Here is a 10,658-nt window from a genome sequence, read left to right as displayed (position 1 = left end):
GCGAGCTAAAAGTTTCGCCAGCCTTTTCAAAGGCTGCGGGTTCTCAGGGCAGAGCCCTGAGTCGCCCGTCGCAACGGGCGAAACTCCCCTATTGATTCCGGCTTTGCCGGAATCAACTAAACTCTCGTTAAAAGCGCTCGCCGCAGCGAGCGCAATTCTCCTGCGCGCCAAGCGCGCTCATGGAAAACCAACCCGGCGGTTGGTTTTCCCCTCTCCTACCGTTCGTTCAATGCCTCCGCTTTGGCTGCCGCACTCCGGGCGACGCTCATGGAATCCGTTCCCGTGGAACGGATTCCCCTATCCCCGTCCTTACTGCGCACCAATCTCCCGTCCCGCCCGCAGGCGAGCTAAAAGTTTCGCCAGCCTTTTCAAAGGCTTGCGGGTTCTCAGGGCAGCGCCCTGAGTCGCGCTCCGCAGAGCGCGAAACTCCCCTATTGATTCCGGCTTTGCCGGAATCAACTAAACTCTCGTTAAAAGCGCGTCCGCAGACGCGCAATTCCCCTGCGCGCCAAGCGCGCTCATGGAATCCGTTCCCATGGAACGGATTCCCCTATCCCCGTCCTTACTGCGCACCCTCTCCCTGTCAGACCGCAGTTTCGGCGACGCTCATGGAATCCGTTCCCGTGGAACGAATTCCCCTATCCCCGTCCTTACTGCGCACCCTCAATCTATCAGACCGCACTTTGGGCGACGCTCATGGAATCCGTTCCCGTGGAACGGATTCCCCTATCCCCACCCTTACTGCGCACCCTCTCCCTGTCAGACCGCAGTTTCGGCGACGCTCATGGAATCCGTTCCCGTGGAACGAATTCCCCTATCCCCGTCCTTACTGCGCACCCTCAATCTATCAGACCGCACTTTGGGCGACGCTCATGGAATCCGTTCCCGTGGAACGGATTCCCCTATCCCCACCCTTACTGCGCACCCTCTCCCTGTCAGACCACAGTTTGGGCAAGGTGCAAAGGAAAAGACCGTCCCGAAGGACGGTCTTTTCATGAGCGCACTTTGTGCGCGGAGTATTGCGCGACCTGCGGGTCGCGCTTCCATTTTTATTTTGGTTGATTTTCGCAAGGCGAAAATCAAAAAGGGGATTTCGTGTCCTGCGGGACACGACTCAGGGCGCTGCCCTGAGAACCCGCGGCCTTTCGAGAAAGGCCGGCGAAAGCTTCAATTCGCCTGCGGGCGGGTTTCCGTTCCCTTCTTACTTCTTAGGAACCAGAACCTCGGTACCGCCCATATACGGCTGGAGCACCTTCGGGATGGTGACGGTGCCGTCTGCCTGGAGGTGGTTCTCGAGGAATGCGATCAGCATACGCGGAGGAGCAACAACGGTGTTGTTCAGGGTATGAGCCAGGTACAGCTTACCGTCCTCACCACGTACACGAATCTTCAGGCGGCGAGCCTGTGCATCGCCCAGGTTGGAGCAGGAGCAAACCTCAAAGTACTTCTTCTGGCGGGGGCTCCAAGCCTCGATGTCGCAGGACTTAACCTTGAGGTCAGCCAGGTCGCCGGAGCAGCACTCAAGCTGACGAACCGGAACTTCCAGACTGCGGAACAGCTCAACCGAGTAGCGCCACATCTTCTCGTACCAGTCCATAGACTCCTCAGGACGGCAGACAACGACCATTTCCTGCTTCTCGAACTGGTGGATACGGTAAACGCCGCGCTCCTCGATGCCGTGCGCACCCTTCTCCTTACGGAAGCAGGGCGAGTAAGAAGTCAGGGTCTGGGGCAGGCTGGACTCGGGAACGATCTGGTCGATGAACTTACCGATCATCGAGTGCTCGGAGGTACCGATCAGGTACAGGTCCTCGCCCTCGATCTTGTACATCATCGCGTCCATCTCAGCGAAGGACATAACGCCGGTTACGACGTTGCCGCGAATCATGAAGGGCGGGATGCAGTAGGTAAAGCCCTTGCCAATCATAAAGTCACGCGCGTAAGCGATAACAGCCTCGTGCAGGCGAGCAATGTCGCCCATCAGGTAGTAGAAACCGTTACCAGCAACGCGTCCAGCGCTGTCCAGATCGATGCCGTTAAAGCTCTCCATGATCTGGGTGTGATACGGAATCTCGTAGTCCGGAACAACCGGCTCACCGAAGCGAGCGACCTCAACGTTTGCGCTGTCGTCCGGGCCGATCGGAACGGACGGGTCGATCATCTGCGGAATGGTCATCATGATGGTGCGAACCTTGTCCTGCAGCTCGGACTCCATCGCCTCGAGCTCAGCCAGACGAGCAGCCTGTGCGGTAACCTGTGCCTTGACAGCCTCAGCCTCGGCAGCCTTGGACGGGTCCTTCTTTGCCTGACCCATCAGAGCGCCGACCTGCTTGGACAGCTTCTTGCGGTTGGAGCGCAGCTCGTCAGCCTCCTGGATGGCAGCGCGCAGCTTGGCGTCGAGCTCGATGACCTCATCGACCAGCGGCAGCTTGTCGTCCTGGAACTTCTTCTTGATGTTTTCCTTGACAGCGTCCGGGTTTTCGCGGACAAAACGGATATCTAACATATGAAATCTCCCCTTTTGGTCGGATTAAAGATTGACAGAAATGGAATGTGTGATTACTCGGCGGTTTCCTCGGACGGAACGACGCGAGTCTGCTGGTAGAGTGCAGTGAAGAGGGCTGCGGACTCCTCGGTCAGCAGCGCATCCTGTGCGGTACCGTTGAGGCGCTCGAGGGTGTAGTTCGTGACCAGACCGTCGATGCGTTCCTTGGCTTCGGCGTTCTTGTTCTGGCTGAGCTCCTGCTGCGCCATGGTCATTTCGTACAGTACCTTTTTCTGATCGGACAGCTTTTCGACTGCCGCGAGCAGCTCATCGGTGTTTTCGGTGCCGGTCTGCTGCATGAGCTGGCTCAGGACCTTGGTCTGCTCCTCGACCGACTGCTGCAAGACCTGCACGCGAGCGTTTGCACCCTCTGCGGCGCTGGTCTGTGTGCTCAGCTGGTTGGTCAGCTCATTGAGCCTGCGATCGGAACGCACCTGCGCGATATAGCTCAAGAGAATGAGCGCAAGCGCAACGCAGAACAGACCGATGACGTAAAAGACCAGGAACTTTTTGGATTCCGGCTGTTTTTCGCCGCACGGCTGCGGGGCGTTGTTTTTTTCTTCCATGCGTTTGCCTCCTGTTTATACGGACAGTGTTTCCAGAGCGGCGACCAATCGTTCGAGGTCGTCGTCTCCGTAGAACGCGAGTGATACCGTACCCGATGACTTACCCTGTTCGATGCGGACGCGGCGTCCGAGGGTGTGTTCCAGCCGTTCTGCGAGTGCCGCGGTGTAATCGGGCTGAAACTCCGCGGGCTGATCGGGTTCGGACTGGGGTTCGGGTTCTTTTTGCAGGCTCTTGGCGTACTTTTCAGCCTGACGGACGCTCATGCCCGCCATTTTTTCGAGTACGTCATGGGTGCGCAGCGCTTCGTCCTTGATGGCGAGCACAGCGCGGGCATGGCCTGCGGACAGCGTACCGTCTGCGAGCAGTTCCTGCGCCTCATCGGGCAGGGACAGCAGGCGCAGGGCGTTTGCGACAGCCGGGCGGGAACGTCCGACGCGCTCTGCGACCTGTTCCTGGGTCAGACCGTATTCTTCCATCAAGCTGTGATAGCCCTGAGCTTCTTCGATGGGGTTTAGGTCTTCGCGCTGTAAGTTTTCGATGAGCGCCAGCTCCATGACCGTCTTGTCATCGGCCTCGATCACGAGTGCCGGGATCTCGGTCAAACCAGCCGACCGCGCAGCACGCCAGCGACGCTCGCCTGCGATGATCTGATAATACCCGTTCTCGGTTTTGCGCACGGTGATGGGCGTGACCACGCCGTGCATCTCGATGGAGCGGGTCAGCTCCTGCATGGTCTCGGGTGAGAAGCGTTTGCGGGGCTGTTCGCGGTTTGGCTCGACGAGGGTCATGGGCAGCGTGGACACACCGCCTGATTCCTCCTCGGCCGCCATCAGGCTTTCACCGAGCAGAGCGCCGAAGCCCTTGCCCAGACCGCCTTTCGCTTTTGCCATGGGACTCCCTCCTCCTTATTTACGGGTTCTTTTGCAGAAATTCCTCCGCGACCGCGAGATAAGCTGCCGCACCGCGGCAGGAACGGTCGTATGCGGTGATGGGTTTGCCGTGGCTGGGCGCCTCGGACAGGCGCACGTTGCGCGGCACGACCGCAGCGTAAACGCGGTCACCGAAATGCTTTTTGACTTCCTCGACGACCTGCACGGCCAGATTGGTACGACCGTCATACATGGTTAAGAGGATGCCCTCGATGCGGATTTTTTTATTCAGTCCGCGCTGTACCGAGCGCACGGTTGCCATGAGCTGCGACAGACCTTCGAGTGCGTAGTACTCGGTCTGGAGCGGTACCATAAAGGAGTCAGCCGCACACAGACAGTTTAAAGTCAGGATGCCGAGCGACGGCGGACAGTCAACGATGATGAAGTCGTAGTCATCACGCACCTGATCGAGCACGTCCTTGAGACGGAACTCGCGGCGCGGGAGTGAGATCAGATCGATCTCAGCACCGGCCAGATCGACATTGGAGCCGAGCACATCGACCCACTCGGTGTGTTCGATAGCGGCGCGGACATCGGGTTTGTCGGAAATGATGAGTTCATAAATAGAGGTCTCGAGTTCGTGGGGTTCGAGACCGACGCCCGAGGTGGCGTTGCCCTGCGGGTCGAAGTCGCAAAGCAGGACTTTCTTCCCTTTTTCGGTCAAAGCGCAGGCCAGATTGACAGCGGTTGTGGTTTTGCCGACGCCGCCCTTCTGGTTGATAAGCGCAACGATTTTAGCCATTGGCGTAGCCCTTTCCCGGCCGCAGAGCGGCTTTCGCACCGTTCGGGCCGATTTTGATATGCTCTATTATTATAACACAACGGGTTTAAATTTCAAATGTTGATTTTCTGGCTTGACCGGGCAAGCCGGTCACAGCCGTACGGGAAAACGTCCCACTGGGACGTTTTCTTTATCCGTCCGGTGTTTCACGTGAAACACTGGATTTCCCGATGAGCAAAAACGACATTTCCCGCCCGCAGGCGAAATAAAGTTTGGATCAAACCTTTTCAAAGGTTTGCAGGTTCTCAGGGCAGCGCCCTGAGTCGCCCGTCGCAACGGGCGAAATCCCCTATTGATTCCGGCCTGAGCCGGAATCAACCAAAAATAATTCAAAGCGCCGCCCGCAGGCGGCAAGACTCTCTGCGCGCCAAGCGCGCTCATGGAAAACCAACCATCCGGTTGGTTTTCCCCACTCCTGCCTTTCGTGCATTCCCTCCGTTCGGGCTGCCGCAGTCCAGGCAAAGAAAAAGGAAAGACCGTCCGAAAGGACGGTCTTTCCCATTTTGTTTGTTTGAGTTGAAACCCGGGCCGAACACCGGGTTTCAAAGGGGAGTTCCGCGCTCTGCGGAGCGCGGCCAGCCTGCGCGGCTGGATCGCGCCGGGCCTCAGGCCCGGACCCGTTTTTCGCCAGCGGGCGGGTTGTCCTCTCCCACTTAAATGAAATCATGTCGGATACTCGGCGGTGTTCCCTCACCGGGCGACTTCATAAACAATTTAAGCAGGATAGGCGTGATGAGCGTCGTAACAATAACCACAAGCACGATGGGCGGGAACAGCGAGCTATCGATCAGACCAACCTGCGCACCCTTCTGCGCGACGATCAATGCGACCTCACCGCGGGAGACCATGCCCAGACCGATGGACAGCGAATCGCTCCAATTAAAGCCCATGAGCTTTGCGCCCAGACCACAGCCGACGATCTTGGTGATGATCGCGATGGCGAGCAGAGCAAAGGAGAAGATGAGCAGGCTGCCGGTCATGCCGTCGAGCTCGGTTTTGATACCCATAGATGCGAAGAATACCGGCGAGAAGAACATATAGGCCAGGATATTGACCTTTTTATTGATATACTCGCGGGCTTCGAGCAGGTTGCAGAGGATAAGACCGGCAAAGTATGCGCCGGTGATGTCCGCGATGCCGAAGTAGTGTTCTGCGACAAAGGAAAGGATGAGGCAGAAGGACAGGGCGTAAATCGCGATGCGGCGGTGATTGCTCCATTCATTGGTGATGGCGCGGAACAGACGGTACATGACGAAACCGACGATGACAACCAGAATGAAGAAGGCAACGATGCGGCCAAGCACGGCGATGGGCTGGACGGTGGGGTCGGTCATCGCGGAAACCAGCGTCAGCACGATGATGCCCATGATGTCGTCAATGATCGCAGCGCCCAGAATGGCAGTGCCGACCTTGCCCTTGAGCCGACCCATTTCGCGCAGGGTCTCGACGGTGATGGAGACCGAAGTCGCGGTGAGCACGACGCCGATAAAGAGCGCCTTGAGCATGTGCAGAGGCTCACCCGCGTCGGGGAAGAATACGAGGTAAAGACCGGTACCGGCGATCAGCGGAACGACAACGCCGATGAGAGCGATGACGAAGGAAGCGAGACCGGTTTTTTTGAGTTCTTCGAGGTCGGTGTCCAGACCGGCCATGAACATCAAAAGAATGACACCAATTTCTGACGTTTTAAGCAGGAAGTCGGTCTCCTCGACAAGACCTAAGACGGACGGGCCGAGGACGACGCCGGCGAGCAGTGCACCGACGACCTGGGGCATATGAACGCGCTCAGAAATCAGGCCAAAGACCTTGGTAGACAATAGGATGACTGCCAGAATGAGCAGAAATTCATAAGACTGCATGTTGTAAATCCCTCCAATACCCTTTCTAAACAGTATAGCGTTATTATAGACTTTTTTGTTTGGGCGGACAAGTACTTTTTGACTATAAATTCCAGAAAAATTTGTGTAAAATGCCGAACAGCGTCTTGCAATCCGACCGTCTATTCGACCACGAGAATTATTATAACAGACAAAACGACCCGCTTGTAATTGTAGGAAATGACGAAAAGAAGGGCAAAATTGTAACCATGCGAAGAAAAAAAGCGCAGGAAACGGGAATGGATTTCAACCGGAGCAACCGTGTATCGCGCTGCGCAAGAATGTATCTTTCTGAAACCGTTTAGAGAAATCCATAAAGAAAATATGAAACTTTTTACGGTTTCGATGGAGCATAAGAAAAACCGCCCAAAAAGAGCGGTTTGTATTTGTATAAAACGCTATTCACATCTGCATATTGAACGACAGACTCTTTCAGAGGGATTGCCGAACCGGCAAGACGAAGAACTCCGATCAAAGCCCTTCCCTTTTCCGTGCCTCACTGCTTTCCCGACTTGCGCGATAGTACCCAGGAACCCACGATCACGATGAGCATGCTCACGACCAGCGCCACCGTGCCGGAAATGCTGCCGCTCTTGTAGCCCAGACGCACCATCTGCAAAAGGATGATGCCGCAAATGAAGGTGATGAGCTGAATCATGCGCAGCGTTCTCGCGTTGATTTTTTTCATATTATTCTGTGCTCCTTTCATCTTCTTTCCTGTTCAAATATTGGGAAATGACTCAATATATCCGGTCTAATTACGTCTGTTTTTTAACTTTTGTTGTTTATTTTTTCGTGCAAAGGTATTTAAAATATATAATTATAGTAGTGAAAAATCAATATATAAAATAGATAAATTGTTTTAGGCGTTTTCATGCAATATCGCCATGCCCTTCCCCGGGCGCGTAAATGAGCACCGCAAAAGCAGGTCGTACTGCCGCACTGAACGCCGCAAAAAGAAAACCGTCCCCGATAGGGACGGTTTTCATGAACCTTACGGATTTAGAAAATACCCCGGTGGGGTATTTTCCCGTAAGGCTGTGGCCGACTTGCTCGGCCAAGCCATAAACGGAGAACGGAAAGTTTGCGCGACCAGCGGGTCGCGCTGAAAAACGAGAGTTTAATTGAAACCCGGGTCGGACACCGGGTTTCAAAAGGGGATTTCGTGTCCTGCGGGACACGACTCAGGGCTCTGCCCTAAGAACCCGCAAACCTTTGAAAAGGTTTGATCCAAACTTCATTTCGCCTGCGGGCGGGAATTAGGACTCTGCCGGGGTTTCGGCTTCCTCGTCCTCTTCTTCCTTATCGGTTCGCGCGATCGAGATGACCTTCACGTCCTCACCGGTACGCATGACGATAACACCCTGGCTGTTTCTGCCGCACTGACGGATATCCTCAACCGGGGTACGGATGATAACACCGTCATCGGTAATCATCATGATATCGTTTTCGGGGTCAACGACTGCGATACCAGCCACCAGACCGGTCTTATCGGTCAGGCCGTGCAGCAGGATACCGCCGCCGCCGCGGTGATGGATGGAGAAGTCCTCAACCAGGGTGCGCTTGCCGTAGCCGTTTTCGGTGACCGACAGAACCTGAGCACCCTTTCTTGCGCGGGCAGCGCCGACGACGTAGTCGCCGTCCGCCAGACGGATACCGCGTACACCGGCAGCCTGACGGCCCATGGCACGTACTTCGGTCTCGTCGAAGGTGATGGCGCGACCCTGATGGGTAGCGATGAGGATATTTTCGTGACCCTCGGTGAGGCGAACGTCTACGAGCAGATCGCCCTCCGCCAGACTGAGCGCACGCAGACCGACCTTGCGGATGTTCTGGAGGTCGCTGAGCACGACGCGCTTGATGGTACCGTACTTGGTGACGAATACCATGTACTTGTCGTCGGTGAACTCACGGATGGGGAACATCGCGGTGATCTTCTCACCGGGTTCGATCTCGAGCAGGTTGATAATGTTCTGACCCTTGGCCGCGCGGCCTGCCTCGGGGATCTGATAGCCCTTGAGCTTGTAGACCTTGCCGAGGTTGGAGAAGAACAGAATATTGTCGTGAGTGGACGCATTGAAGATGCTGCGGACGAAGTCCTCCTCACGGGTTGCCATCGCGTTGACACCGCGACCGCCGCGACGCTGAGCGCGGTAAGCCGAGGTGGGCATGCGCTTGATGTAGCCCGCATGGGTCAGGGTGTAGGTGGAGTCCTGCTCCTCGATCAGGTCTTCGATGTCGATGTCGTCGGCAGCAGCGGTAATCTCGGTGCGGCGCTCGTCGGCGTACTGTGCACGGATTTCGCGCAGCTCGGCCTTGACGACCTCGAGCACATTGTGATCGGAGGACAGGATTTCGCGGAAGGATGCGATCTTGCCCTCGATCTCGCGGTATTCCTCGTTGAGCTTCTCCTGTTCCAGACCGGACAGACGACCCAGACGCATGTCGATGATGGCCTGTGCCTGTGCGTCGTCGAGGTGGAACTCGAAGTGTTCGGAACCGTCTACGATGCCGAGCAGAGCGATCTGGTCAATCCAGAACGGCTCCTTGCACAGATTTTCCTTGGCTTCTGCCTCCGAGCGCGACGCGCGGATGATGGCAATGATGCGATCGATGTTGTCCTGATCGGTTGCGACCTTGAGGCCTTCGAGGATGTGCGCACGCGCACCGGCACGATTGAGGTCGAACTGAGTGCGGCGAGCAACAACGTCCTTCTGGAAGGTGATGTACCAGTCGATGATCTCGCGCAGCGACAGTACCTTGGGCTGAACCTTATCGGGGCCTGCGTGCGGGATGGGCACGAGGGCGAGGTGGTTCATCGAGCAGGTATCCTGGAGCTGGGTGTAGTTGTAGAGCTGGTTCAAGACGACCTGCGCGTTTGCATCGCGCTTGCACTCGATGACGATGCGCAGCCCCTCACGCGAGGACTCATCGCGCACGTCGGAAATGCCTTCGATGCGCTTGTCGCGCACCTGATTTGCGATGGACTCAACCAGACGCGCCTTGTTGACCATGTACGGAATCTCGGTGACGATGATGCGCTCACGACCGGACGAGCCGGGCATGTCCTCGATCTCGCAGCGTGCACGTACCTTGATCTTGCCGCGGCCGGTGGCGTAAGCGGCGCGGATGCCGGCGCGACCCATAACGATACCGCCGGTCGGGAAGTCCGGTCCCTTGATGATGGCGCACAGATCGTCGAGATCGGCTTCGGGGTGATCGATGACGTAGCACACGCCGTCGATGACCTCACCGAGGTTGTGGGGCGGGATGTTGGTCGCCATACCGACCGCGATACCCGACGAGCCGTTGACGAGCAGGTTGGGGATACGGGACGGCAGAACGACGGGCTCCTTGCGCTCCTCGTCGAAGTTGGGCACGAAGTCAACGGTTTCCTTCTTGATGTCGGCGAGCATGACGTTTGCAATCTTTGCCATACGCGCCTCGGTGTAACGGTAAGCCGCCGGGGGGTCGCCGTCGATGGAACCGAAGTTACCGTGACCATCGATGAGCGGATAACGGAGGGAGAACGGCTGTGCCATACGTACCATCGCGTCATAGACCGACGCGTCACCGTGCGGGTGGTAATGACCGAGCACGTTACCGACCGTCGTTGCCGACTTACGGAAGGGCTTGTCAACGGTTAAGTTGTCCTCGTACATCGCGTAGAGAATACGGCGATGAACGGGCTTTAAGCCGTCGCGCACATCGGGGAGCGCACGGCCAACAATAACACTCATCGCATAAGCGATGTAGGATTTACGCATCTCGCGGTCAAGATCGACCGGTTTGATGATTTGATTTTCGTATTCTTGACTCATTTGTAACCTCCAATGAGAGGGTTTTCCGCGGACAGGAATAACCCGCCCGCGTGTGACATTCGGGGACGCACCCATCCCGCCCGCAGGCGAAAACGGGTCCGGGCCTGAGGCCCGGCGCGGTCCAGCCGCGCAGGCTGG

Annotated in this window: 7 protein-coding genes; all 7 read right to left on the bottom strand. The window is 56.7% G+C overall.

Going from position 1 to position 10,658, the window contains the following annotated elements; genetic code table 11:
- Positions 1 to 1,201: 1,201 nt before the first annotated feature.
- Positions 1,202 to 2,506, bottom strand: coding sequence for a serine--tRNA ligase (gene serS / locus B5D52_RS15655; RefSeq protein WP_016148855.1), 1,305 nt, complete (start codon positions 2,504 to 2,506; stop codon positions 1,202 to 1,204).
- 53 nt (positions 2,507 to 2,559) lie between these two features.
- Positions 2,560 to 3,111, bottom strand: a complete 552-nt coding sequence (locus tag B5D52_RS15650) for a hypothetical protein (protein ID WP_016148856.1) — start codon at positions 3,109 to 3,111, stop codon at positions 2,560 to 2,562.
- 15 nt (positions 3,112 to 3,126) lie between these two features.
- A complete protein-coding gene (locus tag B5D52_RS15645) occupies positions 3,127 to 4,002 on the bottom strand; it encodes a ParB/RepB/Spo0J family partition protein (protein ID WP_016148857.1) in 876 nt (291 codons plus the stop codon).
- Positions 4,003 to 4,021: 19 nt separating this feature from the next.
- A complete protein-coding gene (locus tag B5D52_RS15640) occupies positions 4,022 to 4,783 on the bottom strand; it encodes a ParA family protein (RefSeq protein WP_016148858.1) in 762 nt (253 codons plus the stop codon).
- Between the two features lie 692 nt (positions 4,784 to 5,475).
- Entirely contained in the window at positions 5,476 to 6,681 is a 1,206-nt protein-coding gene (locus B5D52_RS15635) for a cation:proton antiporter (protein ID WP_016148859.1), read from the bottom strand.
- Positions 6,682 to 7,195: 514 nt separating this feature from the next.
- A complete protein-coding gene (locus B5D52_RS15625; protein WP_016148860.1) occupies positions 7,196 to 7,387 on the bottom strand; it encodes a hypothetical protein in 192 nt (63 codons plus the stop codon).
- Positions 7,388 to 7,958: 571 nt separating this feature from the next.
- Positions 7,959 to 10,520 (bottom strand): DNA gyrase subunit A, encoded by a 2,562-nt coding sequence (gyrA, locus tag B5D52_RS15620; RefSeq protein WP_016148861.1) that lies wholly within the window; start codon positions 10,518 to 10,520, stop codon positions 7,959 to 7,961.
- Positions 10,521 to 10,658 lie beyond the last annotated feature (138 nt).

Origin of the sequence: Butyricicoccus pullicaecorum DSM 23266 (assembly GCF_900167005.1) — a bacterium.
GTDB classification, from domain to species: Bacteria; Bacillota; Clostridia; order Oscillospirales; family Butyricicoccaceae; genus Butyricicoccus; species Butyricicoccus pullicaecorum.
The sequence above is the reverse complement of the archived record's forward strand: the minus strand, read 5'-3'. Positions and strand labels throughout refer to the sequence as shown.

Excerpts from the sequence above, each read along its gene's own strand:
- serS (WP_016148855.1), bottom strand. The coding sequence starts at position 2,506 with ATGTTAGATATCCGTTTTGTCCGCGAAAACCCGGACGCTGTCAAGGAA.
- B5D52_RS15650 (WP_016148856.1), bottom strand. The coding sequence starts at position 3,111 with ATGGAAGAAAAAAACAACGCCCCGCAGCCGTGCGGCGAAAAACAGCCG.
- B5D52_RS15645 (WP_016148857.1), bottom strand. The coding sequence starts at position 4,002 with ATGGCAAAAGCGAAAGGCGGTCTGGGCAAGGGCTTCGGCGCTCTGCTC.
- B5D52_RS15640 (WP_016148858.1), bottom strand. The coding sequence starts at position 4,783 with ATGGCTAAAATCGTTGCGCTTATCAACCAGAAGGGCGGCGTCGGCAAA.
- B5D52_RS15635 (WP_016148859.1), bottom strand. The coding sequence starts at position 6,681 with ATGCAGTCTTATGAATTTCTGCTCATTCTGGCAGTCATCCTATTGTCT.
- B5D52_RS15625 (WP_016148860.1), bottom strand. The coding sequence starts at position 7,387 with ATGAAAAAAATCAACGCGAGAACGCTGCGCATGATTCAGCTCATCACC.
- gyrA (WP_016148861.1), bottom strand. The coding sequence starts at position 10,520 with ATGAGTCAAGAATACGAAAATCAAATCATCAAACCGGTCGATCTTGAC.